Source organism: Candidatus Pelagibacter communis, from assembly GCF_001179845.1.
Lineage (GTDB): Bacteria > Pseudomonadota > Alphaproteobacteria > Pelagibacterales > Pelagibacteraceae > Pelagibacter > Pelagibacter ubique_Q.
In genome coordinates, this window is the sequence record NZ_CVSB01000037.1 from 46384 (window position 1) to 72983 (window position 26600).

Consider the following 26600-nt stretch of genomic DNA (forward strand, 5'->3'; position numbering starts at 1 on the left):
GAGTTGTAATTGAACAAAAAATCAAAAAAAACTAACTCAAAAATAAAATCTCAAATCAATACAGGCGTTTTAGTTCTCGAAAATAAAAAGGTATTCAAAGGAATTGGAATTGGTTACCAGGGAGAAGCCACAGGCGAAGTTTGCTTTAATACATCATTAACAGGCTATCAAGAAATCATCTCTGATCCGTCATATGCAGGTCAAATTATTAACTTTACCTTTCCCCATATTGGAAATGTTGGAACCAATAAAGAAGATCATGAATCTGATAAAATATGGGCAAGAGGAGTGATAATTAATTCTGAAATAACCTCGCCCTCAAACTATAGATCATTCCTGCATTTAGACACTTGGCTTAAGAAAAATAAAATTATTGGAATCACTGGATTAGACACTAGAAGCTTAACAAACTTTATAAGGGACAAAAGTGCTCCAAAAGGTACGATTAGTTTCTCAAAAAAAGGAAAATTTAATATTAATAAATTGACTAATACTACCATCAAATGGAGTGGATTAAAAAATCTTGATCTTGCAGAAGTAGTTTCAACCAAGAAAAATTATATTTGGAAAGGTCTTAAAACGTGGAAAAAAGATCTTGGATATAAAAAAAATAATAAGAACTCATTCCATGTTGTTGCAATTGATTATGGAATTAAAAAAAATATCCTAAGATATTTCTCTGACTTTAATTGTAAAGTTACTGTCGTTTCTTGCAAAACTAGTGCCCAAAAAATATTAAGTTTGAAACCAAATGGGATATTTTTATCAAATGGTCCTGGAGATCCAGCTGCAACAGGCAAATATGCTATAGAAATTATTAAAGAATTAATTAAAAAAAATTTACCTATATTTGGTATTTGTTTAGGTCATCAAATTTTAGCGTTAGCATTAGGGGGCAAGACAAAAAAAATGAAACTTGGTCATAGAGGAGCAAATCATCCCGTTAAAAATATAATTCATGACAATGTTGAGATAACGAGTCAAAACCATGGATTTGAAGTGGTTAAAGAAACATTACCAAAAAGTATTGAAGTCACACATAAATCTTTATTTGATAATAGTATTGAAGGTATCAAACTAAAAAATAAACCCGTCTTTTCAGTTCAATATCATCCAGAATCTAATCCAGGACCTCAAGATAGTGTTTATTTATTTAAAGAATTTATTAACAACATGAAAAAAAATGCCAAAAAGAAAAGATCTTAAAAAAATACTAGTTGTGGGAGCTGGTCCAATAATTATTGGACAAGCGTGTGAATTTGATTATTCAGGCACACAAGCATGTAAGGCTCTTAAGGATGAGGGTTATAAAGTAGTTTTAATAAACTCAAATCCTGCAACAATTATGACTGATCCAGATGTTGCGGATAAAACTTATATTGAACCAATTACAATAAATGTATTAGAAAAAATTCTCAAAAAAGAAAAACCAGATGCAATTCTTCCAACAATGGGAGGACAAACTGCACTTAATCTTGCAATGGAAGCAGAGAAAAAAGGAATTCTAAAAAAATACAAAATTGAGTTGATAGGAGCAAATTCTAAAGCAATTTCTAACGCCGAGGATAGAAAGAAATTTAGAAAAAATATGATAGATATTGGTTTAGATTTACCAAAATCAGAAATCATAAATAATAATAATCAAGCATCAAAAGTATTAAAAAAAATTGGTTTACCTGCAATTATAAGACCTGCTTTTACACTTGGTGGGCTTGGTGGGGGAATAGCCAAAACTAGAAAAGATTATTTTAAGATCGTTAAAAATGGATTGCATGAGTCTCCCGTAAGCCAAGTTCTTGTAGAGGAATGTTTGGAAGGCTGGAAAGAATTTGAGATGGAGGTTGTAAGAGATAAGAAAGATAACTGCATCATCATTTGCTCAATTGAAAATATAGATCCAATGGGAATTCATACGGGTGACTCAGTAACAATTGCACCAGCTCTTACCCTAACGGACAAAGAATACCAGGTGATGAGAAATGCGTCTATTGCATGTTTGAGAAAAATTGGAGTTGAAACTGGAGGATCAAATGTTCAGTTTGCTATCAATCCTAAAAATGGTCGAATGGTTGTCATTGAAATGAATCCACGTGTATCAAGATCATCAGCACTTGCATCAAAAGCAACTGGATTTCCAATTGCAAAAGTGGCAGCAAAATTAGCGGTTGGTTATACTCTGGATGAATTAAAAAATGAAATTACTAAAGTTACTCCTGCATCATTTGAACCAAGTATAGATTATGTGGTGACTAAAATTCCAAGATTTACATTTGAAAAATTTTCTACTTCTCCCGCAACCTTAGGAACATCAATGAAATCAGTAGGTGAAGCAATGGCTATTGGAAGAAACTTTAAAGAATCTTTACAAAAGGCGCTGGTATCTCTTGAAACTGGTTTTTCAGGTTTAGACAGAATTTTTAATTTAAATAAAAAGCAAATTGAAAAGAAGCTTAAAGAAACTATTCCAAATAAGATATTACTAGTTGCTGAAGCAATTAGAAAAAAAATAAACTTAAAGAAAATATATAATTTATCCAAAATTGATCCTTGGTTTTTAGAACAAATTAAAGAGATAGTTGAGTTTGAAAAACAAATAAAAACTAAAGGACTTCCTAGAGATTTTGCAGAATTTAATAGAATAAAATCAATAGGATTTTCAGATAAAAAACTTTCAGAATTAACTAAAACGTCTGAAGAAATTGTTAGAAGAAAAAGATCAGCGCTTAAAATACTTCCAGTTTATAAAAAAGTAGATACTTGTGCAGCTGAATTCAAATCGTTTACGCCTTATATGTATTCGACATATCAAAGAAACTTTTCAATTAACTCAGAATGTGAAGCAGATCCATCTAATAAGAAAAAAATAATTATTCTTGGAGGAGGACCAAATAGAATTGGTCAAGGAATTGAGTTTGATTATTGCTGTTGTCAGGCAAGTTTTTCATTAAAAGACGCAGGTTTTGAGACTATAATGGTTAATTGTAACCCTGAAACAGTGTCAACAGACTATGATACGAGTGATCGATTATACTTTGAGCCTTTAAAAGAGGAATACGTTTTTAACATAATTAAAAAAGAACAAGAAAAAGGAAAACTAATTGGGGTAATAGCTCAGTTTGGTGGCCAAACTCCAATTAAACTTGCTAAATTTTTAAATGACAACAAACTTCCGATTTTAGGAACACAATATACATCTATCGATTTAGCGGAGGATAGAGACCGATTTAGAGATTTATTAAATAAATTAAAACTAAAACAAGCAGAAAGTGGAATTGCAAAAACATTTAATCAAGCAATAAAAATTGCTGATAAAATTGGATTACCATTAATGGTAAGACCTTCATATGTTTTAGGTGGAAGAGCAATGGAAATTGTTCATGAAAAAAATCAGCTTAAAAAATTTGTTGAAGAAGCGTTTAAAGCTGCAGAAGATAATCCAATTTTGATTGATAAGTTTATTGATCATGCAATGGAAGTAGATGTAGATGCTATATCAGATGGAAAACAAGTTCACGTTGCAGGTATTATGCAACATATCGAAGAAGCTGGAATTCATTCAGGAGACTCAGCATGTAGCCTACCCCCTGTATCAATTAAACCATACCTTTTAAAAGAAATAGAAAATCAAACTAAAAAATTAGCGATAGCTTTAAATGTTAAAGGTTTCATGAACATACAGTTTGCAATTAAAAAAGATGAAATTTATGTGATTGAAGTTAATCCAAGAGCAAGTCGAACAGTACCTTTTGTATCAAAAGCAAAAGGATTGCCTCTAGCTAAAATTGCATCAAGAGTAATGGCTGGTGAAAAGTTATCTAAGTTTAATTTAAAAGATAAATCTAAAGGTATGTATGCAGTTAAAGAGGCTGTATTCCCATTTAATAAATTTCCAAACAGTGACTTATTGTTAGGACCTGAAATGAAATCAACTGGGGAAGTTATGGGATTTGATAAAAATTTTGGAATGGCTTTTGCCAAAAGTCAAATTGCAGCAGCTAACTCATTACCAAAACAAGGATTAGCTTTTATATCTCTCAAAGATAGTCACAAAGATGAAGGAATAGATTTAGCTAAAGAACTTCTTAAACTTAAGTTTACATTATGTGCAACTAGAGGAACTGCAGAATATATACGAAAGCATGGGATGAAATGTAAAATTATAAATAAAGTAAGCACAGGTTCACCACATATAGTAGATGTTTTAGACTCTAAAAAAATTGCATTAGTAATAAATACTGGAGGTGGAAATAGTGAACATCGATTAAGTGACGCAATAGCTTTAAGAAGAGCAACACTAAAGAATAAAGTTCCTTATTGTACTAACATGTCTACTGCTCAAGCTTGTTTAGAGGCAATTAGATCACTAAAAACAAAAAAATTAGAAGTGACTTCTCTTCAGGACGTTTAAGAATTTACTTCCCAATCAGTTTCAAAGGTAACATAATTTACTTGAATACATCGTCTTTCTTTAACGATCTTTTTCTTTTCCATACCATGCCAAGTGTTTGGTCCACTTGTAAAAAGATAGCCATAATTATGTTTGTAAGGAAGTGTCTTAACCTTTTCTAATTTTTCATTGTAAAAATCAGTTCCTAAATCTTCAGATTCATTTGTTTTATTAACAAATATTAAGCCTGACATAAGTTTTTCTTTTATATCGCAATGAGGTTTTAACCAAAAACCCTCTCGGTCACATATAACCTCAACCCTAACATAGGAATTTGATAAATCTTTATTTATCATTCTAGAAATTGTTTCATATGTTTCTTTAGACTGAAGTTCATTTATAAATTTTACTAGATTTGGAAATTGAGATGAGTTTTCTTTATTAATAAAACATCTAAACTTAATAGCTTGTCCACCTGAAGCTATACCTTTTCTAAATTCTGCTGCTCCACCATCTATTGCTCTTGTTCCATCATAATTAAGATTATGTTTACTGACATCAGGAATATCGGCTTTAACTATTTCATCAATTGCTCCTTCTGACAAAGCATCACTATACTCCCAGTGATCAAAAGGGAAATTATGTTGTTTTGAATTATTTTTAATTGAATTTAAAAATGACATTATGATTGTATTTTTTCTTTAATAATTTTTGCTACTCTATTCGTTTCATCTAATTTTTGATAGTTCCAATTTTCAATTTTTTCACCTAAGTTTCTAGTAATATTTAATTCTCTAAATAAATTTCTAAAATTCTGAAATCTGACGTCTTTTCTTTTTGGCAAAATATTAGCAACATAAATTGGTTTTCCAGTCAAAGCAGCTTCAGATATCATTGAGCTAGAGTCACAAGTAACAACTATATTTTCAGAAATAGCTAGAGCTGAAAGATAAGCTTTTTTATCAACATTCATAATCACAGTGTGATTTTCTCCAAAAAACTCTTTTGCATAATGTATAGTATTTAACGGTGTTCTCATTGAAGGTATGACCACAAGTTGAAAATCATGTTTTTTCAATAATTTGTAAAAAATTGAGAAGATATGCTTCATATTTTTTGTTGAGTAGTCATAATATTTTGTAGGACCGCCCATTATCAAACACCAAATTTTTCTATTATCCTGTTTGATATATGAATTTAAATAACTTCTATTTTCTTCAATTTCATTTTCTGTTAAATAGTGAATAGCACCTTTTGTTTTAATTACATTTGGGCCGCTTATCCCATCATGTTCGGGAGCAACAATAAAATCAAAATAATTAAAATCCACCTTTGGATCTTGAATATGAATATTTAAAACTTTTTTTTTTGAAATACTTTTTAAGTGGATTGAGGGAATCACACTTTTTCTTCCACATGAAATAATTACATCGAAATCAGACTCGTTTATTTTTTTATAAACATTTTGTGATATTGGCGTTAATTTTGGTGGGACAATTTTCCAAAAATTATTTAGTTCAACCTTATGGTGTGTAAAATCAATACCTAAGGCTTTTGCTAAACCTTCAACCTGGCTTATCATTCCATGCATTCCTTGGGTTAATAATAATCCTTTTAATTTAGACATTAATCACTATATAGCTCTCATATGAGTCAAAATCCAACTAAACACACAAAAGTGTTAATAATTGGATCTGGTCCTGCCGGATACACAGCAGCAGTTTATGCGGCTCGAGCGATGTTAAATCCAATTTTAGTTTATGGTTCTGAACCTGGTGGTCAATTAACAACAACTACTGATGTTGAAAATTTTCCAGGATTTGCTGAAGTTATTCAAGGTCCGTGGTTGATGGATCAAATGAAAGAACAAGCAAAAGCAGTTGGAACTGAAATGATTGAAGATCATATTGGTTCAGTAAATTTAAAATCTACTCCGTTTGAAGCTATAGGCGATAGTGGGCAAAAATATACTGCTGACAGCATAATTATTTCTACAGGGGCTCAAGCCAGATGGTTAAATCTAAAATCTGAACAAGAATTTAGAGGATTTGGTGTTTCTGCATGCGCTACGTGTGATGGTTTTTTCTTTAAAGATAAAGAGGTAGCAGTTGTTGGAGGAGGTAATGCAGCTGTTGAAGAAGCGATGTTCCTTACAAAGTTTGCATCCAAAGTTAAATTAATTCATCGAAGAGATAGTTTGAGAGCTGAAAAAATGCTTCAAAAAAAATTAATGGAAAATAAAAAAATAGAAATTATTTGGGACTCTGTTGTTGAAGATGTACTGGGAGATCAAGAACCTAAAAATGTTAAAGGTATTAAAATTAAAAATTTAAAAACAGATAAAACTGAAGAATTAAAAATAGACGGATTATTTATCGCTATTGGACATGATCCAGCAACTTCACTATTTAAAGATCAACTTAAGATGGATAATGAGGGATATTTAATTACTAAACCAGATTCTACTGAAACAAATATTCCTGGAGTTTATGCTGCAGGAGATGTAAAAGACAAGACATTTAGACAAGCCGTTACAGCTGCAGGAATGGGTTGTATGGCAGCATTAGAAGCCGAAAAATTCCTATCTCACTAATTCGAGATTAAAAATAATAACTGATAGAAAGGTAAACGTAATGAAAGATAAGGTATTATTAACTGGAATAAGTGGATGGATAGCAAAACATACAGCTATAGAATTATTAAATAAGGGTTATGAAGTATTAGGAACTGTTAGAAATAAAGATTTAATCGATCAAACTAAAGAAACTATAAAAAAACATGCGCCAATCGAAAAATTATCTTTTATCGAATTAGATCTTTTAAAAGATGATGGCTGGGATGAAGCTGCAAAAGGATGCAAATACATTTTTCATATTGCCTCCCCATTTCCAATGAAAGTTTCAAGAAATAGAGAATTTTTGTTACCTGTTGCAGTAGATGGAACTTTAAGAGTTTTAAATGCTGGTATAAATGCTGGAGTTGAACAAATAATTAAAACATCTTCAATTGTTGCTATGTTTAGAAAGCCTAATAGAAGCAATCCTTATACATTTGGTGAAAATGATTGGACCGATGAAAATTGGATAGAAGGAGTTAATGATTATTTTTTATCAAAAACAAAAGCTGAAAAAGCTGCTTGGGAATTAATGGAAAGCAAAGGATTAAAAAGTAAGTTAACTACTATTAATCCAGGTGGAGTATTTGGTGATGCTTTAGATAAAAAAGGTGGAACCTCAATAGAATATGTTAGACAATTTTTGAAAGGTAAATTTCCTGGAGCACCTAAATTTGCTGTTTTAATTTCTGATGTCAAAGATATAGCTAAGGCTCATGTTGCATGTATTGGTAATCATAAAGTTGGTGGAAGAAGATTAATTGTTGGAAAAGAAGTTAAAAAGTTAGTCGAGTTGTCTCAATTAATGGCAGAAGCAATGCCCGAGTACGCAAAAAAACTTCCTAAAAAAGAATTGCCGAATTTTATGGTTAAATTAATTAGTTATATTGACTCAAGTGCTAAGATGATGATTCCTGATCTTGGTATTTTAATGCAAACTGATACGTCTTATGCAGAGGAATTGTTAGGATTTAAATTTAAACCAGCAAAAGATTGTATAACTGAGAACGCTAAATCAGTTGTTCAATTAGGATTAGTTTAAACTTTTGCAAAAATTAGAAATTTTATCCATTGCTTTCTTAAGATTATCCATTGATGTTGCGTAAGAAATTCTGAAAAAACCTTCTAAACCAAATGCAGAACCCTGGACTACAGCAATCCCACTATTCTCTAATAATGATTGAACAAAATCAGTATCAGATTTAATTTCATTACCATTAGGATCTTTTTTGCCCATTAAACCTTTGCAACTTGGGAAAACATAAAACGCTCCATCTGGATTTAGGCATTCAATTCCATCTATTGCATTTAAAGCATTAACCACAAAATCTCTTCTCTCCTGAAAAGAGTTTGCTCTTTCCTTTATAAAGTCTTGTGTTCCACTTAGTGCCTCAACTGCAGCCGCTTGGCTAATGGAAGAAGGATTAGTTGTTGATTGTGATTGAATTTTAGCAATAGCTTTAACAATGTCTTTTGGACCAGCTGCATACCCTATTCTCCAGCCTGTCATTGAGTAAGCTTTACTTACACCATTCATCGTAAGCACTCTATCTTTTAAACTATTAATTTGAGCAATTGTAAAAAATTTAAAACCTTCATAAGTCACGTGCTCATAAATATCATCGCTCAAAATATACACATGATTATGTTTTTCTAAGATATCTGCGATTGCTTTGATATCTTGCTCTGAATAACATGCTCCAGTTGGATTTGAAGGAGAATTAAGAATAATCCATTTAGTTTTTGGAGTTATAAATTTTTCAAGATCAATTGGATTTATTTTAAAACCTTGTTTTTCATCACATTCCATTATCACTGGTTTTCCTCCAGCTAATAAAACCATATCTGGGTAAGAAACCCAATAAGGAGCAGGAACTATAACTTCATCACCTTCGTTTAATGTGGCCATCATTGCATTATAAATTACATGCTTACCACCAGCACCAACTGTAATTTGATCAGTTGTATAATCTAAATTATTTTCTTTTTTAAATTTTTCTACAATCGCTTTTTTCAATGTTGGAGTACCATCTACTGCCGTGTATTTTGTATCACCATCGTTAATAGCTTTTATAGCTGCTTGCTTAATGTTATCTGGAGTATCAAAATCTGGTTCCCCTGCACCTAATCCAATAACATCTTTTCCAGCAGCTTTTAATTCTCTTGCTTTTTGAGTAACAGCAATAGTAGGCGATGGTTTAATCTTCTTTAAACTGTCTGATATTATGCTCATTGAAATATAAATAAATTCTACTACGTTGTTTAATATATGGAAAATACTTATCAAGATTTAATTACAGATATTCAGAGTAAAAATCCTAAAATAGGTGGAAAACTAGAGGGTGGAAAAAAATTCAAAATTAAATCTGATTTTAAACCTGCTGGTGATCAGCCTGAAGCGATTAAAAAATTAGTAAATGGTGCTAACAAAGATCAATTTAATCAAGTTTTGCTTGGTGTAACGGGATCTGGAAAAACTTTTACAATGGCTAAAGTAATTGAAGCTACTAATAGACCTGCCTTGATTTTAGCTCCAAACAAAACTCTTGCTGCTCAACTTTATGGGGAAATGAAAACCTTTTTTCCAGACAATGCTGTTGAATATTTCGTTTCATACTATGACTATTACACTCCAGAGGCTTACGTGCCGAGATCAGACACATATATAGAGAAAGAAGCCTCAATAAATGAACAAATTGATAGAATGAGGCACTCAGCAACTAGATCTCTTTTAGAAAGAGATGATGTTTTAATTGTAGCAAGTGTTTCGTGTATCTATGGATTAGGTTCAGTTGAAGCGTACAGTAAAATGACGCTAACTCTTCAAAAAAATTATGACTACAACAGAGAAGAAATAATCAAATCTCTAGTTGCTCTACAATATAAAAGAAATGATCAAAATTTTTATAGAGGAACATTTAGAGCAAGAGGAGAATATTTAGAAATATTTCCTTCACATTTAGAGGATAGAGCTTGGAGACTTTGTCTATTTGGAGATAAATTAGAACAGATAGAAGAGTTTGATCCGTTAACTGGTGATAAAGTAAGAGAATTAAGTTTAGTAAAAGTTTATGCAAATAGTCACTACATCACTCCTAAGCCTACAATCGAACAAGCAGTAATTAATATAAAAAAAGAATTAGAAGTAACTTTAAAGAAACACCGTGCTGAAAATAAATTATTAGAAGCACAGAGATTAGAAGAAAGAACTAAATTTGATCTTGAAATGATTGAAGCCACAGGTTCTTGTGCTGGTATTGAAAACTATTCAAGGTTTTTGTCGGGAAGAAAACCAGGAGAGCCTCCTCCCACTCTTTTTGAATACTTTCCAGATAACACTTTAATATTTGTAGATGAGTGTCACGTTACAGTGCCTCAGCTTAATGGAATGTATAAAGGTGATAGATCAAGAAAAAGTACTTTAGCAGAATACGGATTCAGACTTCCTTCGTGTATGGATAATAGACCATTAAAATTTGAAGAATGGGATTTAATGAGAACTCAAACTGTATTTGTTTCCGCAACTCCTGGGCCATGGGAACTAGAACAAACAAAAGGTCAGTTTATAGATCAGGTAATTAGACCAACAGGATTAATTGATCCTCCTGTAGAAATAAGACCTGCAAAAAATCAAGTGGATGATTTAATGCATGAATGTAAAAGAGTTATAGAAAATAATCATAGAGTATTAGTAACAACACTCACTAAAAAAATGGCTGAAGATTTAACCGAATATCTTCATGAGAACGGTATAAAGGTAAGGTACCTCCACTCAGATATTGATACATTAGAAAGAATTGAAATCATGAGAGATCTAAGAATGGGTGTATTTGATGTCTTAGTTGGAATTAACTTATTAAGGGAGGGATTAGATATTCCTGAATGTGCTTTAGTTGGAATTTTAGATGCTGATAAAGAAGGCTTTTTAAGATCTGAAACATCTTTAATTCAAACTATAGGAAGAGCAGCTAGAAATGTTGATGGTAAAGTAGTTTTATATGCAGACAAGGAGACGAAAAGTATAAAAAAAGCAATTGCAGAAACTGATCGAAGAAGAAAAATTCAGTTAACTTACAATAAGAAACACAAGATAGATGCAAAATCAGTAAAAAAAGAAATCAGTGATATTCTAGAAAGTGTTTATGAAAAAGACTACGTTAAAGTAAGCGAAGGGTCTAATGTCGGAGGAAATCTTAAAAAACACCTTAAAGCTCTAGATAAAAAAATGAAAGAGTCAGCATCTAATTTAGAGTTTGAAGAAGCTGCTAAAATACGAGATGAGATAAGAAAATTAGAAAGCACTGAATTAGAAATTACATTAAATCCAAAAATAAGGCAGTATGACGTAAAAAATAAGCTTTATCCAAAAGGTAGATCAACTATGGGTATGCCAGGAACTAAAGTTACAAAAAAAAGAGATAAGAAATGGAAGCACGGAAAATAATTATTACTGGTGGAGCTACTCGAATGGGTGCTGCAATTGCAAGAAAGTTATCTGGTCCAAATATTGAAATCTTAATCCATTACAACAAGTCAAAATTAAAAGCAGAAAAATTAAAAAAAGAATTATCTAACAAAGGTACAAAAGTATACTTAGTCAAAGGTGATTTAAGTAAAGAAACTGATATAAAAAAAATAATTAAATTTGCAAAATCTAAATTAAAGTTTTTTGATTGTCTTGTTAATAACGCCTCTTTATTTGAAAATGATAAATTAAAAAATTTTTCATTGGATAGTTGGAGTAAGCATTTAAGAACCAATTTAAGAGCGCCCGCATTATTAACGAAAGAATTTGCTAAAAATGTTAAAGGTAAAAATAATAATATCATAAATATTATTGATCAAAGAGTTTTCAAATTAACCCCTTACTTTTTTTCCTACACTCTTAGTAAAACTGGTTTGTATACTTTAACAAAAACTAGCGCTATGAGTTTGGCTCCAAATATAAGAGTAAACGCAATTGCACCTGGACCCACTATAAAAAATCAAAGACAATCTGAAAAACATTTCAAAAAGCAATATTTAGCAACACCTCTTAAAAGACAAGTTGATGTGGAACAAATATGTAATGCTGTTGACTTTTTTATTAAAAATATATCTATTACTGGTCAGGTTTTGGCTATTGATAGTGGTCAAAATCTTAACTGGCAAACCCCAGATGTAATGGGCAAAGAATGAAAAAAAATAATTTAAAAATTGTCAAAATAGATAAAAATAAAAGCTTATTTAATTATGAGAAAAAAATCCTAATTAACGAATTAATCTTGGATTTAAAACTTGGTTATTACGATTTTGAAAAAGAAAAACCACAAAAAGTTAAATTTAGTCTTGAAATAGACTATGAAGACAAAAAACCTTCAAGCGATAAAGATATCAAATCCATTGTTAATTATGGAACTATAGTAAAATTAATTACGAAACTTGTAAAAAAGAAACATTATAATTTCCTAGAAACTTTAGCAGAAGCTGTTTTTGACGAGTTATTTAAAGACAAAAGGATTGCTAAAATAATGTTGAAAATTGAAAAATTAGAAATTTTAAAACAGTGTTCATCTGTTGGTATTCAAATTACCAAAAAGAGAAGCCATGATAAGCTCTGAAATAGGAAAAGAAGTAATTAAAAAAGAGCTACCTCTAGTACCAAAACTTCCAGGCATATACAGAATGCTTAATGAAAAGAATGAAATTCTTTATGTAGGTAAAGCAAAAAATTTACCAAATAGATTAAAGAGTTATGTTTCAGAAAAAAATCATATAATTAGAACTGAACGAATGTTGTCTCAAACAAGAAAATTAGAGATAACAACAACATCTAATGAAAGTGAAGCTTTACTACTAGAAGCAAATTTAATTAAAAAACATAAACCAAAATTTAATATCCTTTTACGTGATGATAAGTCATTTCCATTTATATTTATTGGTAATAAAGATAAATGGCCTCAAATAAAAAGACATAGAGGAAAAAAAACAAAAGAAGGTTTTTACTTTGGACCTTTTGCCTCTGCTGGTTCAGCTAATTGGACAATTAAAATGATACAAAAAATTTTTCATTTAAGAGTTTGTGATGACACCGTTTTCAAAAACAGAGAAAGACCTTGTATTTTATATCAAATAAAAAGATGTTCTGGACCTTGTGTAGGATATGTAAAAAAAGAGGAATACAATCAAACAGTAGAAGATGCTATTGAATTTGTTTCAGGCAAATCTAGGAAAATTCAAAAAAATCTTTCTAACCAAATGGAAAAGGCAAGTGAGAATCTTGATTTTGAAAAAGCTGTAATTTTAAGAGATAGAATTAAATCATTAAACATCATTCAATCTTCACAGAGAATTAATGAAGCAAACTTAGTTGAGGCAGATGTTATTGCTGGATATAAAGAATCTGGAAAAACTTGTATTCAAGTATTTTTTTATAGATCAAAACAAAATTGGGGCAATCAAGCTTTTTTCCCTAAACACGATCCAGATGAAAAGTTTAGTGAAATCCTTAATTCATTTGTTTCTCAATTTTATGAAAATAAAAGTGTTCCTTCATCGGTTATCCTTTCAGAAGAAATAAAGGAAAAAGCACTAATTGAAAAAACACTTACACAAAAAGAAGGTAAACAAATAAATATTTCAGTTGCCAAAAAAGGATCAAAACTAAAAGTAATTAATCAAGCAATTAAAAACGCAAAGGATAGTCTAAATAGAAAACTTTATGAAAGTCAGAATAATAAAGAATTGTTCGATGCAGTAGCTAAAAAATTTAATTTAGAAACCAATATAAATTTAATAGAGGTTTATGATAATAGTCATATTCAAGGCACAAATAGTGTTGGCGCTTTAATAGCCTACGGCGATGAAGGATTTATCAAAAAAAGATATAGAAAATTTAATATTAAGCATAAAAAAAATGAGCAAGACGACTATGGAATGATGAGAGAGGTATTAAATAGAAGGTTCAAAAGAGCAGTTCAAGAAAAAGATAATTACCTTGCTTTTCCTGATTTGGTTCTAGTAGATGGGGGAAAAGGTCAATATTCAGTCGCTAGAGAGAGCCTTAATGAATTAGGACTTCACGACATTCCAATTATTGCAATAGCAAAAGGTAAATTTAGAAATAGTGGAAATGAAACTTTTTTTCACAATGGTAAGGAATATAAATTCACTAGAAATGATCCTACCTTATTTTTTCTTCAAAGAATAAGAGATGAATCACATAGATTTGCTATAAGCGCTCACAGAGCAAAGAGAAAAAAAGGTATAAGCAAATCTCTGTTAGATCAAATAGAGGGGATTGGGGCTATAAGAAAAAGAGCTTTATTGAACCATTTTGGATCTGCAAGATCGGTTGAGTCTGCTAGCTTAGATGAAATAAAATCTGTAGAAGGTGTTGAGGAAAAAGTAGCAAAAAAGATATATAACTTTTTTCACGAATAATTATGCTAAAAAAAATTCCAAACATATTAACGATAGGGCGAATAATAATTGTTCCTTTTTTTGTTTTGGCTTTTTATCTTCCAGGATTTTATGGTGATCTTACTGCTTTAATATTATTTATTATTGCATCATTTACAGACTTCTTGGATGGTATGTTGGCTAGAATGTTTGGAGTAGAGTCAAAACTGGGTGAATTATTAGATCCTATAGCTGATAAAATTATTGTTGCAACAGCATTAATACTTCTGGTTATGGATGGAACAATCAGAAATTATGAGGTGATTGCAGCAATAATAATTCTTACAAGAGAAATTTTAATTTCAGGTTTAAGAGAATTTTTAGCAAAGGGAAAAATAAAACTTCCTGTTTCAAACCTTGCTAAACTTAAAACAGTATTACAAATGGTATCAATTGCTCTTTTATTGTCTGGAGATACTGGAAATAAAATAATTAATTTCCAAGATTATAATGCTCAAACTATAGGTATAATTCTTTTGTGGTTATCTGCTGCTTTAACACTTTTTACTGCATATGATTATATGCGAAAAGGTATTGATCACGCTATGTCTGAAGATAGTAAAGACTAGGCTGCTTTTTTCTTCCTTACTAATGCCTGATAACTTTCATTCAAATCAATAATAGTATCACAAACTTTAAATTGATTTTCAGCAATACAAGATACTGGTGTTACCTCTGCTGCTGTTCCTGTTAAAAAACATCCAACAAAATTAGGTAATTCAGTGGGACTAATTTTTCTTTCATGCACTTTTATATTTTTTGATTTTGCAATTCCAATTACGGTTCTTCTTGTAATACCGTCTAAAAAAGAATCTGGTATTGGAGTGTGAATTTCTCCATTTTTATCTTTGAAAAAAATATTTGCACCCGTTGCTTCAGCAATATTTCCTTCGTGATCAAGCATTAAAGAATCTGTATATCCTTGCTTTTCTGCCTCATGTTTTGAGAGTGTACAAATCATGTAAAGACCTGATGCCTTTGTATCCCATGGTATTGTATTAGGCGCTGGTCTTCTCCAATTTGAAATATTTAATCTTATTCCTTCTACTTTAAGTTTAGGATCAAAATATGATCCCCATTCCCATGTTGCAATCGCAACATGTATTTTGGTTTGTTGCGCAGAAATAGCCATCATCTCACTACCTCTCCAAGCTACAGGTCTTACATAACCATTTTCTACTTTTTGGGTTGCTATAATTTTATTGGATGCATTATTTATTTCTTCTTCTGTGTATGGAATTTCAAAACCCATTCTTCTTGCAGAGTGAAAAAATCTAGCTGTATGCTCTTCTAATTTGAAAATTGAACCATCATAAACTCTCTCACCCTCAAATACACAACTGGCGTAGTGCATACCATGGCTTAAAACATGTAGTTTAACCTCAGCCCAATCAACTAATTCGTTGTTGTACCATATTTTTCCAGATCGCTTGTCGTAAGGTATCATGTGTGAAAATTTTTTAATTTATAAATGAAAAATATCTTTGTATCTTTAATATGTCAATATAACTTACCTATTATGAAAGAACTTTTATATTTAAAAGATGACCAGCTTAAAGATCTAATTGAAAAACTATTTGTAAGCTATAGAGAAACCTTTTCTGACTCTAAAAAAATATTAGATAGATATTCAATTGGTTTAGCACACCATAAAGTAATTCATTTACTGTCAATGTATGAGGGGATCTCAATTTCTGAGCTGCTTAAGAGATTAAAAGTAACAAAACAAAGTTTAAATCGTGTTCTCAAAGATTTGATTAAACTTGAAATCGTCATTTTTAAAAAAGATGACCAAGATACTAGAGTAAAGCATGTTTTTCTGAATGATAAAGGTAAAAAAATTTTTAATGAAATTTTCAATTTACAAAAAAAGAGAATTTATAATGCTTTATTAAGTTCAAGTTCTGAAGAAGTTATTAATTTTGATAATGTACTAAGTAAAATAATTAATGGATAAGTTTATCGCACATATACTAGTGGTTGATGATGATGATGGAATTAGATCTCTTGTAAAAAAATATTTAAATGAAAATAAATTTTTAGTCACTACTGCTGAAAATGCAGAAAATGCATCAGAGAAAATAAAAATAATTAAGTTTGATTTAATAGTTTTGGATATCATGATGCCTGGTAAAAGTGGTCTTGAATTTTTAAAAGAAAATAAAAAAAAAATAGATACACCAGTTATACTTCTCACTGCTAAAGGTGAAGCAAGTGAAAGGGTTGAAGGGTTAGAGATTGGTGCTGATGATTATTTACCGAAACCATTTGAACCAAAAGAATTAATTCTAAGAATACAGAACATCTTAAATAAAACTATCAAAACAGATCAGAAAAGGGTTATAGAATTTGCAAATGTCAAAATTGATTTGAATAAACTTTTAATATTTAAAAGTAATAAAGAATTTAAGATTAATGCAACGGAAAAAACGATTTTAGAAAAAATGATTAATAACCCAGGCAAAACATTTTCTAGGGAAGATATTGGTCAATTAATCAATTTAGATAAAGAGAGATCAATAGATGTTATTATTACTCGGCTTAGAAAAAAAATTGAAATTGATCCAAAAAATCCAAAATTTTTGCAAACAATAAGAGGTGCAGGATATGTTCTCTGGATTGAGTAATTACTTAAAAAAAATATTACCAAAAAGATTATTTTATAGAGCACTTCTTATAGTTGCTATTCCAGTTTTGGTTTTGCAACTGGTAATTACAATTGTTTTTTTTGATAGCCTTTGGATCAAAACAAACAAGGGTATGACAAGAACCTTGGTAAATGAAATTAGTACATTTATTGAAGGCTATGAAAGTGAGCAAGAAAATAAACAAGAGTTGCTAGATCTTTTTTCCATATTTTTAGATTTAAATATTGAGTTTACCAATAACGAAAAATTACAAAATACAGATACTGAAAGATGGTTTAGTCCTATAGATAGAACTTTAAGAAGAGAACTAAAATCTAAATTTGGATTAGATGAATACTGGTTTGATACAACAAGTTATAAAGAATTAATTGATTTAAGAATTAAATACGAAAATGGTTATTTTAAATTTTTAGTGCCTAAAGATAGGGTTGCAAGTTCTTCAGCAAGAATATTTGCACTTTGGATCACAGTACCTGCAATTATAATGGTGATCATTTCTCTAATATTTTTAAAAAATCAAACTAGACCAATCACTAACCTAGCTCGTGCGGCTGAAAGGTTTGGTAAAGGAGAAAATATTGAAGAGTTCAAACCTTCTGGAGCCCTTGAAATAAGACAAGCAGGACATGAATTTGATAAAATGAGAAAGAGAATTGAAAGACACTTAAATCAAAGAACAGAAATGTTATCTGGAATAAGTCATGATTTAAGAACACCCTTAACAAGGATGAAACTACAATTAGCTTTTATAAGAGATAAAGAAACTGTTAATAAATTGACTGAAGATATCAATGAAATGGAGAAAATGTTAAATGAATATTTACAATTCACCAGCTCATCATATGTTGAAAAAGATGAAATGTTTAATCTATCTGAATTAATTTCAGAAGTTATTGATAAATATAATAATGAAAATATTTCACAAAACTTAACACCAAGAATTTACTTTAATGGTAGGAAAAATTTAATTAATAGGTGTCTAAATAATCTAATTGATAATTCACTGAAATATGCAAATAAAGTCGAAATTAGTTTAAGTAAAAAAAATACAAATTTATTCATTATTATTGATGATGATGGTCCTGGAATACCAAAAAATGAGTATGAAAATGTATTTAAACCTTTCTATAAAATAGATAAGGGTCGAGCAGACTCAAAATCAAGTGTTGGTCTTGGTTTATCAATTTCATCTGACATTATTAAATCTCATGGAGGAAATATAATGTTAGAAAAATCAAAAATGGATGGTTTAAGAGTTAAGGTTTTCTTGCCCGTTTAACTTTTTTATTTTTTTTTTTATCAAGTTTATTTATTTTATTTTCAAGATTCTCAACACGTTTTGAGAGTACTTCAAACTCATCTTTGCTTGTAAGTTTCATTTTAAAAACAAACTCATCTCTTTTGGATTTTAAGATATTAAATAATTCAGTAGTTAAGTCTTTTGAAGATACTAGTCCCTGCTCTATTAATTTAGCAAACTTATCAATTATAAATTTAGAATTTTTCATATTTAAGATATACATTATAAGTATTATTAAAAATGTTCATTAATAATTTTGACCCAGTAGCCTTAGAAATATTTTCTCTAGAAATCAGATGGTATTCTTTAGCTTATATGTTTGGAATTATATTAGGCTGGATTCTCGCAAAAAAATTATTTATCCAAGACATAGAAGTTAAAAATAAATTTGATGATTATTTAACTTATTTAATTATAGGTATAATTTTAGGAGGAAGACTTGGTTATATTATTATTTATAATTTAAGTTTTTATATAAATAATCCATTAGATATATTTAAAATTTGGCAAGGAGGAATGTCCTTCCATGGTGGTTTAATTGGAGTTATTTTCGCATCTATATTTTTCGCTAGAAAAAATAATCAAAATCCATTCTTATATTTAGATATTGTTGCTTTAGTAGCTCCAGTCGGATTATTTTTTGGACGAATAGCAAACTTTATAAATTCAGAGTTGTATGGAACTATAACTAATGTACCCTGGGCAGTAACATTTGTTCAGGTAGATAATCTTCCTAGGCATCCCTCGCAATTATATGAAGCACTATTAGAGGGTTTATTTTTATTTTTATTATTAATTTATTTTAAAAATAAATTTTCAAACAAACCTGGTGTGATTTCAGGATTATTTTTAATAATTTACTCAATTTTCAGATTTATTATTGAATTTTACAGAGTACCAGATGAACAGCTTGGTTATATACTTTTAAACTTAACGATGGGGCAAGTAGTAAGTTTAATATTTATAATATCAGGAGTAATCTTATTTTATTTAAAATATGAAACTCGCTAAAACAAATAATTTACCATTAGATCAATTTATAAATTTTGCTCTTTACGATAAGGACAAAGGTTTTTATATGAAAAAAAATCCTTTTGGTGAAGATGGAGACTTTATTACTGCTCCCAATGTCACAAGATTATTTTCGGAGATTATTGCAATTTGGACGATTACTTTTTGGAAAAGCATTGGCTCTCCAAAAAAATTTAATTTGCTAGAACTGGGAGCTGGAAATGGTGAAATGATGAAAGTCATAGATGAGACACTTATAAATTTTCCTGAGTGTTATAATGCCTGCAGTTTTGTAATTCATGAAAAAAGTGATTTTTTATTAAATGAACAAAAAAAAAATTTAAATTCTAAAAAATTTTCATGGTTAAAAAACATTAAAAAAATAAACTCAAATCCAACAATTTTTTTAGCTAATGAATTTTTTGACGCCATACCGATCAAACAATTTTTTAAAAAAAAAGATAGTTGGTTTGAAAGATTTGTGAATTTAAGTGATCCAAACAAAGCTGAATTTAAAGAAGAAAAAATTGATATAGAAACAATTGAAAAACATCTTAATTTCGAAATATCAAAAGATCAAAGTGTTATAGAATATTCGCCAGATACATTTAAATATTTAAAAACAATTTGTGACTTAATACAAAAAAATGATGGAGGAATGTTAGTTATTGATTATGGTTATGCAGATAGCAAAATGCATGAAACTCTTCAGGCAGTAAATAATCACAAATATTCTAACGTTTTAGAAAATATTGGAGACTCTGATATTACCTACAATATAAACTTTCATTCCTTTGAAAAATTTATTAATCAGTTTAAAGAAGTTAATTCAATTTTTACAAATCAAAAAAAATTTTTGACAAATATGGGTATTCTTCAAAGAGCAGAAATAATAAGCAAAAATATAGCATTTTCTAAAAAAGCAGATTTATTTTATCGAGTAAGACGTTTAATAGATGAAAATCAAATGGGTGAATTGTTCAAAGTCATGCTTGTAAAAAATAGGAGAAACAATTTTAAGACAGGTTTTCAAAATTGATAAAATCAAAAAAACTTTCGAAAATAAATATAATTAAACATGGTTTTTTTAATAAAACTGGTGGTAAATCAAAAAAAATTTATAAAAGTTTAAACTGTGGTCCTGGTTCTAAAGATAATCCCTCAGATGTTAAAAAAAATTTACAAATAGTTAAAAAAAAAATAAAAAGCACCGCTAAACGTATTTTTTTACTTCATCAAATGCATAGTAATAAGTTTGTTTATATTAATAAAAAAAATAAATTTAGATCAAAACCAAAAGCAGACGCAGTAATTACAAACCAAAAAAACATACCAATTGGTGTTTTAACTGCTGACTGTGTGCCGATTTTAATCTGTGATGAAAGAATAAAATTAGTTGCTGCAATTCATGCAGGATGGAAAGGTGCATACAAAGATATAATTAGCAAAGTAATCCAATTTATGATCAAAAAAGGATCTAATCCTAAAAATATTACTGCAGCTATCGGACCTGCTATCTCAGCTAAAAATTATGAAGTCAAACAAGATTTTAAAAGAAAATTTATAAAAAAGGATAAAAAAAATAATAAATTTTTTAAAATTAAGTACAAAAAGCTTTATTTTGATTTACCTAAATATGTAAAATCATGTCTTTTAAAGAATAAAATAAAAAATATTGAGTCTTTAAATATTGATACATTTAATATTAATAATAATTTTTTTAGTGCAAGAAGAGCGCTAAGGCTAAATCATGATGATTATGGTAGAAATATTTCAATAATTATGCTTAATTAGGTTTTTTTAATGAAATTATTATCCGGAAATAGCAACAAACCATTAAGCAAGAATATTGCTAAATATCTAAAATCTAAATTGGTTAACTCAAGCATTAGAAATTTTTCTGATGGAGAAATTTATGTTGAAATAAATGAGAATATCAGAGGTAACAGTATTTTTATAATTCAATCTGTTTCTTCGCCTGCAAATGATAATTTGATGGAGCTTTTATTGTGTATTGATGCACTAAAAAGATCTTCTGCAAAAAATATAACTGCCGTAATTCCATATTTTGGTTATGCCAGACAAGACAGAAAGGTAGTACCTAGAACTTCAATTTCTGCAAAACTAGTATCAAACTTAATTACAAAAGCGGGAGCTGACAGAGTAGTTACTGTTGATTTACATGCAGGTCAAATTCAAGGTTTCTTTGATATTCCGGTAGACAACTTGTTTGCAACACCTATTTTTGCAAGACATGCAAAAAAAAAGATAAAAAGTAAAAACCTTATTTGCGTTGCTCCAGATGTGGGTGGAACTGAGCGAGCAAGAGCACTAGGTAAACTACTAAATGTTGGATTAGCAATTGTAGATAAAAGACGACCGAAGCCAGGTCAATCTCAAGTCATGAATGTCATAGGAGATGTAAAAGGTAAAACTTGTATAATTGTAGATGATATAATCGATTCTGGTGGAACAATAGTAAATGCAGCTAAAGCTCTTAAAGATAGAGGGGCTAAAGAAGTTTATGTCTATATAACTCATGGTGTTCTTAGTGGTGAAGCTGTAAAAAAAATTAAAAATTCAGCAATTAAGAATTTAGTAATAACTGATACGATCGATAACATGAGCAGAACTAAAGGTGTTAAAAACATTGAGGTTCTGTCAATTTCAGGGCTTATGGGAGAAGCAATTAAAAGAATATCTAATTCAACCTCAGTATCAGATTTATTCAAATAAATACCTTGAGTTATTAAGTAACTTGAGCTAAAAACCCTTGTTTTTATGAATTCATTAGATGCCAACATCAGAAATACCAAAACTAAAGGTGAATTAAATTCATTAAGAGATAATGGTAATGTGCCTGCTATAATTTATGGTGGAGAGGCTCAAAACGAGAAAATTTCAATATCTAAAAAAATACTCAAGTCACTAATTGAAAAAGAAAACTTTTTATCAAGCATCATAACTTTAAATATTGATGGCAAACCTCAAAAAGTTCTACCAAGAGAAATAAAATATGACATTATTTCAGATGAACCAATTCATGTAGACTTTCTAAGAATAGTTTCAGGCATAAAAGTTAGAATTGAAGTTCCAGTAAAATTTTTAAATCATGAAAAATCACCTGGTTTGAAAAGAGGTGGGGTTTTAAACATTGTACGAAGAAAAGTTGAACTAAAATGTCCAAGCGAAAAAATTCCTGAAAATCTTGTAATAGATCTTGATGGAGTTGATATTGGAGAGAGTTTTAAGATCTCTTCTATAAATCTTGACAGTGAAGTTACTCCTACAATTCAAGGAAGAGATTTCGTAATTGCAACTCTAGCAGCTCCGACTGTTATGAAAGAACCTGAAAAACCTGCAGAAGCTGATGCGGCTGAGGGAGAAGGTGCTGAAGGAGCAGAGGCGGCGGCAGCTGAAGGTGGAGATAAGACAGCAGCTGAAAGTGATAAAAAAGAAGGTGAAGATAAAAAACCCGCTGAAGAAAAAAAATAAGTTAATTAAAATTGAATTTTATTCTCCAATATTAATATTTTATGCTTCTACTTGTAGGATTAGGCAATCCAACCCCAGATAGTGAAAAAAATAGACACAATATTGGTTTCAAGATTATAGATGCAATAAATAAAAAATTTGGACTTTCAAAACAAAAACCAAAATTCAAAGGACTTCTTACAACTGGTAATGTGGGTGAACAAAAAGTTTATGCAATTAAACCTTTAACATTTATGAATAATTCTGGAATTTGTATTAGAGAATTAATTGAATATTTTAAAATAGATGCTGAGGATGTTATCGTTTTTCATGACGATCTAGATGTAGAATTTGGAAAAATAAAAGCAAAATTTGGTGGCTCTGATGCAGGACATAACGGAATTGCATCAATAGATAAATTTATTGGTAAAGATTATTCAAGAGTGCGAATAGGAATTGGTAAACCAAAAGATAAAATGGAAGTTAGTGATTTTGTTCTTCAAAATTTTGACGAGGATGAAATGCTTGAATTGGAAAAAATTACCAATAACATCACAGATTCTATTTCAATACTTATCGAAAAGAAATTAGATTTATTCTCTAGTACTGTAAATAATAAATAATGAGTTTTAAATGTGGAATTGTTGGTTTGCCTAATGTGGGTAAATCTACACTCTTCAATGCTCTAACAAACTCAGGCAAAGCCCAAGCTGCAAATTTTCCATTTTGTACGATAGATCCTAATGTGGGAGTAGTCCCTGTTCCAGATAAAAGATTGAACAAATTATCAGAAGTTTCAAAATCAAAAAAAACAATAAATACAACTATTTCATTTGTAGATATAGCTGGTCTTGTGAAAGGTGCATCTAAAGGTGAAGGATTAGGCAATAAATTTCTGTCCCACATAAGAGAAGTTGATGCAGTTATTCATATGATTAGATGCTTTGACTCGGACGATATTCAAAATGTTAATCCTAATGTTGACCCAATAAGAGATCTTGAGATCATTGAAACTGAAATGATGTTGGCTGACCTAGAATCTATCCAAAAAAGACTTGAAAAAAATAATAAGAAAAATGTAGACGAAGATCAGCTTAAAATTTTAGAGATTGCATTAGACTGTATTAATAATGACAAAGATATATCAACATTAAATTCTCAATTTGATACAAAACAACTTAATCAAAGTGGTCTTTTATCAATAAAACCAAAGATTTTTGTTTGCAATGTTGATGAGCAAAGCGTACAGGATGGAAATCAATATACTAAAAACTTTATTGAAAAATTTGGAAAAGATAACACTCTGATTGTTTCTGCGGACATAGAGAACCAAATAAATGAATTAGCAGATGATGAAAAAAAAAATTATATGGATATGATTGGTTTAAAAGATACAGGTCTGAGTATGTTAATTCAAAAGGGCTATAAAATATTAGAACTTGATACGTATTTTACCTCTGGACCTGAAGAAACAAGGGCTTGGACTATTCAAAAAAACTGCACTGCTCCTAAAGCTGCAGGTGAAATTCATACAGATTTTGAAAAAGGCTTCATTAGAGCTGAAACTATATCTTATGAAGATTTCGTTGCTAATGATGGATGGGTAAATTCTAAAGCAAATGGAAAAATGAGACTAGAAGGTAAAGATTATATTGTGAAAGATGGAGACGTACTAAACTTCAGATTCAACACGTGACCATATCTTTTTCATGCTGAAGTAAACAAGAATTGTCAAAATAATTAAGTATATAATTGCTTTAAAGCCCATTTGATGTCTAGCTTCTAGATGGGGTTCAGCAGCCCACATTAAAAATGTTGTTACATCTTTTGACATTTGTTCAACAGTAGCAGCAGTTCCATCACCGTACTCAACCAACCCATCAGAAAGTGGAGCGGCCATTCTTATTTTATTTCCATACATGTATTTATTATAATGAACACCATCATCTAAAATCATTCCGCTAGGAGCTTCTTCATAGCCTTGTAATAAAGAATATACGTAATCAACACCACCACCTCTAGCTTTAACCAAAACAGACATGTCTGGAGGGTATGCACCACCATTTGCAGCTTGAGCAGCTTTTACATTGTCATACGGCATTACAAATTTATCAGATAATTTACCTGGTCTAGCAAACATTTCACCATCTGCATTAGGTCCATCCATTACCTCAAATGAAGCTGCAATAGCCTTAGCTTGATCTTCTGGAAATTCTGGTCCACCTTTTTCAGCTAAATTTCTGTAACTTAAGTATTTCATTGAGTGACATGAGGCACAAACTTCTGTGTAAACTTGATATCCTCTTTGAAGAGAAGCTCTGTCAAATTTTCCAAAAAGCCCTTTAAAACTCCAATCTGTTTTTAAGTAATCAACTTTTTCAGCAGCAAAAGAGAAGGTATTTGACGAACAAATTAATAATAATACTGAAAATATTTTAAGAAATTTTTTCACTTATTCTATCTTGCTTTCTTTTTTCCTCGCGGTTGCTAAATTGGGTGAACCACCAAGAACTGGTTCGGTTATGCTCAAAGGTACTGGTAAAGTTTTTTCTTTAAATCCTAAAACAGGAAGAATAACTAAAAAATGTAAAAAGTAATATGCCGTAGCAACTCTTGCAATTAACAAATAAAGTCCTTCAGCTGGCATTGCACCTACATAACCAAGAATTAGAACATCAGCAACTAGTATCCAGTAAAACTGTTTATACAAAGGTCTAAATACTGCAGATCTAATTTTCGAAGTATCTAACCAAGGTAAGACAGCTAGAATTAATATTGCAGATAACATTGCCACAACCCCCAATAATTTATCTGGGACAGATCTTAAAATTGCATAGAAAGGTAATAGATACCATTCAGGTACAATATGTGCGGGTGTTACCATTGGATTTGCCTCAATATAATTATCAGCATGACCTAGTATATTTGGTGAATAAAAAACAAAAAATGCAAAAACAATCATGAACATTAATAAAGCGAAACCATCTTTGATTACGATGTAAGGATGGAAAGGTACAGTGTCTTTGGACGGTTTTTTGATGTCTATTCCAACTGGATTATTATTTCCAGGAACATGCAAAGCCCAGATATGCAAAACAACTAATCCTAATATTAAAAATGGAATAAGATAATGCAACGTAAAAAATCTGGTTAAAGTTGGATTGTCTACTGAGTATCCACCCCATAACCATGTAACAATACCCTCTCCAACAAAGGGAATGGCACTAAATAAATTTGTAATTACAGTTGCTCCCCAGAAGCTCATTTGTCCCCAGGGCAATACATAGCCCATGAACGCAGCTGCCATCATTAGCAAGTAAATAATTATTCCAATTATCCAAATTATTTCTCTTGGTGCTTTGTAAGAACCGTAAAACAATGATCTAAAAATATGAATGTAGACTGCTAAGAAAAACATAGATGCACCGTTTGCATGAATATATCTAATTAACCAACCATAGTTAACATCACGCATGATGTGCTCAACACTCTCAAAAGCCATATCAGCGTGAGCGATGTAATGCATAGCAAGAGTTAATCCAGTTATAATTTGAGTGATTAAGCAAAAAGTTAAAATTCCACCAAATGTCCACCAATAATTTAAATTTTTAGGAGTCGGATAATCAGTTAAATGATTTGCAAGAGTTAATAGTGGCAATCGATCATTAAACCATTGTCCTACTTTTGATTTTGGTCTGTAATCGTGATCACTCATTAGTGTTCAAT

Annotated in this window: 26 protein-coding genes; 19 read left to right on the top strand and 7 right to left on the bottom strand. The window is 30.2% G+C overall.

Annotation, left to right across the window (positions count from 1 at the left end):
• Window positions 1–9: 9 nt before the first annotated feature.
• Both carA and carB read left to right on the top strand, forming a co-directional pair.
• On the top strand, window positions 10–1206 hold the full coding sequence (gene carA / locus AMN81_RS03685; RefSeq protein ID WP_072090766.1) for a glutamine-hydrolyzing carbamoyl-phosphate synthase small subunit: 1197 nt from the start codon (window positions 10–12) through the stop codon (window positions 1204–1206).
• Entirely contained in the window at window positions 1184–4408 is a 3225-nt protein-coding gene (carB, locus tag AMN81_RS03690; RefSeq protein WP_072090767.1) for a carbamoyl-phosphate synthase large subunit, read from the top strand. The genes carA and carB overlap by 23 nt, the downstream gene beginning before the upstream one ends.
• Here carB and AMN81_RS03695 read toward each other — a convergent pair.
• Both AMN81_RS03695 and AMN81_RS03700 read right to left on the bottom strand, forming a co-directional pair.
• Window positions 4405–5070, bottom strand: coding sequence for a hypothetical protein (locus tag AMN81_RS03695; protein WP_072090768.1), 666 nt, complete (start codon window positions 5068–5070; stop codon window positions 4405–4407). The genes carB and AMN81_RS03695 overlap by 4 nt on opposite strands.
• Entirely contained in the window at window positions 5070–6014 is a 945-nt protein-coding gene (locus AMN81_RS03700) for a mitochondrial fission ELM1 family protein (RefSeq protein WP_072090769.1), read from the bottom strand. Before AMN81_RS03700 ends, AMN81_RS03695 begins: the two co-directional genes overlap by 1 nt.
• A gap of 21 nt (window positions 6015–6035) precedes the next feature.
• On the opposite strand from AMN81_RS03700, the gene trxB reads away from it, so the two are divergent.
• Both trxB and AMN81_RS03710 read left to right on the top strand, forming a co-directional pair.
• Complete coding sequence (trxB, locus tag AMN81_RS03705; RefSeq protein WP_072090770.1) at window positions 6036–6980, top strand: thioredoxin-disulfide reductase; 945 nt, start codon at window positions 6036–6038, stop codon at window positions 6978–6980.
• A gap of 40 nt (window positions 6981–7020) precedes the next feature.
• Entirely contained in the window at window positions 7021–8043 is a 1023-nt protein-coding gene (locus AMN81_RS03710; protein ID WP_072090771.1) for an NAD-dependent epimerase/dehydratase family protein, read from the top strand.
• Here AMN81_RS03710 and AMN81_RS03715 read toward each other — a convergent pair.
• A complete protein-coding gene (locus AMN81_RS03715; RefSeq protein WP_072090772.1) occupies window positions 8035–9234 on the bottom strand; it encodes a pyridoxal phosphate-dependent aminotransferase in 1200 nt (399 codons plus the stop codon). The two genes, AMN81_RS03710 and AMN81_RS03715, sit on opposite strands and share 9 nt — an antisense overlap.
• A gap of 36 nt (window positions 9235–9270) precedes the next feature.
• On the opposite strand from AMN81_RS03715, the gene uvrB reads away from it, so the two are divergent.
• The 5 genes from uvrB to pgsA are packed head-to-tail and all read left to right on the top strand — an operon-like array spanning window position 9271 to window position 15010.
• A complete protein-coding gene (gene uvrB / locus AMN81_RS03720; RefSeq protein ID WP_072090773.1) occupies window positions 9271–11445 on the top strand; it encodes an excinuclease ABC subunit UvrB in 2175 nt (724 codons plus the stop codon).
• A complete protein-coding gene (locus tag AMN81_RS03725) occupies window positions 11427–12179 on the top strand; it encodes an SDR family oxidoreductase (RefSeq protein ID WP_072090774.1) in 753 nt (250 codons plus the stop codon). Before uvrB ends, AMN81_RS03725 begins: the two co-directional genes overlap by 19 nt.
• The gene (locus AMN81_RS03730) at window positions 12176–12601 is read left to right on the top strand and encodes a dihydroneopterin aldolase (protein WP_023854815.1); all 426 of its coding nucleotides are present in this window, start codon (window positions 12176–12178) and stop codon (window positions 12599–12601) included. The genes AMN81_RS03725 and AMN81_RS03730 overlap by 4 nt, the downstream gene beginning before the upstream one ends.
• On the top strand, window positions 12588–14423 hold the full coding sequence (gene uvrC, locus AMN81_RS03735) for an excinuclease ABC subunit UvrC (RefSeq protein ID WP_072090775.1): 1836 nt from the start codon (window positions 12588–12590) through the stop codon (window positions 14421–14423). Before AMN81_RS03730 ends, uvrC begins: the two co-directional genes overlap by 14 nt.
• 2 nt (window positions 14424–14425) lie before the next feature.
• Window positions 14426–15010 carry a CDP-diacylglycerol--glycerol-3-phosphate 3-phosphatidyltransferase gene (gene pgsA, locus AMN81_RS03740; protein ID WP_023854813.1) on the top strand — a complete coding sequence of 195 codons (585 nt, stop codon included), beginning with the start codon at window positions 14426–14428 and terminating at the stop codon, window positions 15008–15010.
• On the opposite strand, the gene AMN81_RS03745 is transcribed toward pgsA, so the two are convergent.
• Window positions 15007–15888 carry a branched-chain amino acid aminotransferase gene (locus tag AMN81_RS03745; RefSeq protein ID WP_072090776.1) on the bottom strand — a complete coding sequence of 294 codons (882 nt, stop codon included), beginning with the start codon at window positions 15886–15888 and terminating at the stop codon, window positions 15007–15009. The two genes, pgsA and AMN81_RS03745, sit on opposite strands and share 4 nt — an antisense overlap.
• A gap of 24 nt (window positions 15889–15912) precedes the next feature.
• Between AMN81_RS03745 and AMN81_RS03750 the strand changes: the two genes are divergently transcribed.
• From AMN81_RS03750 to AMN81_RS03760, 3 genes are read left to right on the top strand one after another with little or no spacing between them, the layout of a single operon-like run.
• Window positions 15913–16398 carry a MarR family winged helix-turn-helix transcriptional regulator gene (locus tag AMN81_RS03750; RefSeq protein WP_256998220.1) on the top strand — a complete coding sequence of 162 codons (486 nt, stop codon included), beginning with the start codon at window positions 15913–15915 and terminating at the stop codon, window positions 16396–16398.
• The gene (locus AMN81_RS03755; protein ID WP_072090778.1) at window positions 16391–17068 is read left to right on the top strand and encodes a response regulator; all 678 of its coding nucleotides are present in this window, start codon (window positions 16391–16393) and stop codon (window positions 17066–17068) included. Before AMN81_RS03750 ends, AMN81_RS03755 begins: the two co-directional genes overlap by 8 nt.
• The gene (locus AMN81_RS03760; protein WP_072090779.1) at window positions 17049–18368 is read left to right on the top strand and encodes an ATP-binding protein; all 1320 of its coding nucleotides are present in this window, start codon (window positions 17049–17051) and stop codon (window positions 18366–18368) included. Before AMN81_RS03755 ends, AMN81_RS03760 begins: the two co-directional genes overlap by 20 nt.
• On the opposite strand, the gene AMN81_RS03765 is transcribed toward AMN81_RS03760, so the two are convergent.
• A complete protein-coding gene (locus AMN81_RS03765) occupies window positions 18346–18597 on the bottom strand; it encodes a hypothetical protein (protein ID WP_072090780.1) in 252 nt (83 codons plus the stop codon). The genes AMN81_RS03760 and AMN81_RS03765 overlap by 23 nt on opposite strands.
• Before the next feature lie 32 nt (window positions 18598–18629).
• Here AMN81_RS03765 and lgt point away from each other — a divergent pair, with 32 nt between their 5' ends.
• Genes lgt through ychF form a run of 7 tightly spaced genes read left to right on the top strand, consistent with a single transcriptional unit; the run spans window position 18630 to window position 24570 of the window.
• A complete protein-coding gene (lgt, locus tag AMN81_RS03770; protein ID WP_072090781.1) occupies window positions 18630–19400 on the top strand; it encodes a prolipoprotein diacylglyceryl transferase in 771 nt (256 codons plus the stop codon).
• A complete protein-coding gene (locus tag AMN81_RS03775) occupies window positions 19387–20439 on the top strand; it encodes an SAM-dependent methyltransferase (RefSeq protein ID WP_072090782.1) in 1053 nt (350 codons plus the stop codon). Before lgt ends, AMN81_RS03775 begins: the two co-directional genes overlap by 14 nt.
• Window positions 20436–21194 carry a peptidoglycan editing factor PgeF gene (gene pgeF, locus AMN81_RS03780; RefSeq protein WP_072090783.1) on the top strand — a complete coding sequence of 253 codons (759 nt, stop codon included), beginning with the start codon at window positions 20436–20438 and terminating at the stop codon, window positions 21192–21194. Before AMN81_RS03775 ends, pgeF begins: the two co-directional genes overlap by 4 nt.
• A gap of 9 nt (window positions 21195–21203) precedes the next feature.
• A complete protein-coding gene (locus AMN81_RS03785) occupies window positions 21204–22136 on the top strand; it encodes a ribose-phosphate pyrophosphokinase (RefSeq protein WP_072090784.1) in 933 nt (310 codons plus the stop codon).
• A gap of 45 nt (window positions 22137–22181) precedes the next feature.
• A complete protein-coding gene (locus AMN81_RS03790) occupies window positions 22182–22895 on the top strand; it encodes a 50S ribosomal protein L25/general stress protein Ctc (protein WP_072090785.1) in 714 nt (237 codons plus the stop codon).
• A 41-nt stretch (window positions 22896–22936) separates the two neighbouring features.
• The gene (pth, locus tag AMN81_RS03795) at window positions 22937–23497 is read left to right on the top strand and encodes an aminoacyl-tRNA hydrolase (RefSeq protein ID WP_072090786.1); all 561 of its coding nucleotides are present in this window, start codon (window positions 22937–22939) and stop codon (window positions 23495–23497) included.
• Window positions 23497–24570, top strand: coding sequence for a redox-regulated ATPase YchF (gene ychF, locus AMN81_RS03800; protein WP_072090787.1), 1074 nt, complete (start codon window positions 23497–23499; stop codon window positions 24568–24570). Before pth ends, ychF begins: the two co-directional genes overlap by 1 nt.
• Here ychF and AMN81_RS03805 read toward each other — a convergent pair.
• Both AMN81_RS03805 and AMN81_RS03810 read right to left on the bottom strand, forming a co-directional pair.
• Window positions 24547–25326, bottom strand: coding sequence for a cytochrome c1 (locus tag AMN81_RS03805; protein ID WP_072090788.1), 780 nt, complete (start codon window positions 25324–25326; stop codon window positions 24547–24549). The genes ychF and AMN81_RS03805 overlap by 24 nt on opposite strands.
• Entirely contained in the window at window positions 25327–26589 is a 1263-nt protein-coding gene (locus tag AMN81_RS03810; protein ID WP_072090789.1) for a cytochrome b, read from the bottom strand.
• Window positions 26590–26600: the final 11 nt, after the last annotated feature.

Excerpts from the sequence above, each read along its gene's own strand:
- AMN81_RS03755 (WP_072090778.1), top strand. The coding sequence starts at position 16,391 with ATGGATAAGTTTATCGCACATATACTAGTGGTTGATGATGATGATGGA.
- AMN81_RS03745 (WP_072090776.1), bottom strand. The coding sequence starts at position 15,888 with ATGATACCTTACGACAAGCGATCTGGAAAAATATGGTACAACAACGAA.
- trxB (WP_072090770.1), top strand. The coding sequence starts at position 6,036 with ATGAGTCAAAATCCAACTAAACACACAAAAGTGTTAATAATTGGATCT.
- AMN81_RS03785 (WP_072090784.1), top strand. The coding sequence starts at position 21,204 with ATGAAATTATTATCCGGAAATAGCAACAAACCATTAAGCAAGAATATT.
- pgsA (WP_023854813.1), top strand. The coding sequence starts at position 14,426 with ATGCTAAAAAAAATTCCAAACATATTAACGATAGGGCGAATAATAATT.
- uvrB (WP_072090773.1), top strand. The coding sequence starts at position 9,271 with ATGGAAAATACTTATCAAGATTTAATTACAGATATTCAGAGTAAAAAT.
- AMN81_RS03790 (WP_072090785.1), top strand. The coding sequence starts at position 22,182 with ATGAATTCATTAGATGCCAACATCAGAAATACCAAAACTAAAGGTGAA.
- AMN81_RS03760 (WP_072090779.1), top strand. The coding sequence starts at position 17,049 with ATGTTCTCTGGATTGAGTAATTACTTAAAAAAAATATTACCAAAAAGA.
- AMN81_RS03765 (WP_072090780.1), bottom strand. The coding sequence starts at position 18,597 with ATGAAAAATTCTAAATTTATAATTGATAAGTTTGCTAAATTAATAGAG.
- uvrC (WP_072090775.1), top strand. The coding sequence starts at position 12,588 with ATGATAAGCTCTGAAATAGGAAAAGAAGTAATTAAAAAAGAGCTACCT.
- AMN81_RS03695 (WP_072090768.1), bottom strand. The coding sequence starts at position 5,070 with ATGTCATTTTTAAATTCAATTAAAAATAATTCAAAACAACATAATTTC.
- carB (WP_072090767.1), top strand. The coding sequence starts at position 1,184 with ATGCCAAAAAGAAAAGATCTTAAAAAAATACTAGTTGTGGGAGCTGGT.
- AMN81_RS03730 (WP_023854815.1), top strand. The coding sequence starts at position 12,176 with ATGAAAAAAAATAATTTAAAAATTGTCAAAATAGATAAAAATAAAAGC.
- AMN81_RS03775 (WP_072090782.1), top strand. The coding sequence starts at position 19,387 with ATGAAACTCGCTAAAACAAATAATTTACCATTAGATCAATTTATAAAT.
- AMN81_RS03810 (WP_072090789.1), bottom strand. The coding sequence starts at position 26,589 with ATGAGTGATCACGATTACAGACCAAAATCAAAAGTAGGACAATGGTTT.
- AMN81_RS03710 (WP_072090771.1), top strand. The coding sequence starts at position 7,021 with ATGAAAGATAAGGTATTATTAACTGGAATAAGTGGATGGATAGCAAAA.
- AMN81_RS03715 (WP_072090772.1), bottom strand. The coding sequence starts at position 9,234 with ATGAGCATAATATCAGACAGTTTAAAGAAGATTAAACCATCGCCTACT.
- AMN81_RS03700 (WP_072090769.1), bottom strand. The coding sequence starts at position 6,014 with ATGTCTAAATTAAAAGGATTATTATTAACCCAAGGAATGCATGGAATG.
- lgt (WP_072090781.1), top strand. The coding sequence starts at position 18,630 with ATGTTCATTAATAATTTTGACCCAGTAGCCTTAGAAATATTTTCTCTA.
- pth (WP_072090786.1), top strand. The coding sequence starts at position 22,937 with ATGCTTCTACTTGTAGGATTAGGCAATCCAACCCCAGATAGTGAAAAA.
- AMN81_RS03725 (WP_072090774.1), top strand. The coding sequence starts at position 11,427 with ATGGAAGCACGGAAAATAATTATTACTGGTGGAGCTACTCGAATGGGT.
- AMN81_RS03750 (WP_256998220.1), top strand. The coding sequence starts at position 15,913 with ATGAAAAATATCTTTGTATCTTTAATATGTCAATATAACTTACCTATT.
- ychF (WP_072090787.1), top strand. The coding sequence starts at position 23,497 with ATGAGTTTTAAATGTGGAATTGTTGGTTTGCCTAATGTGGGTAAATCT.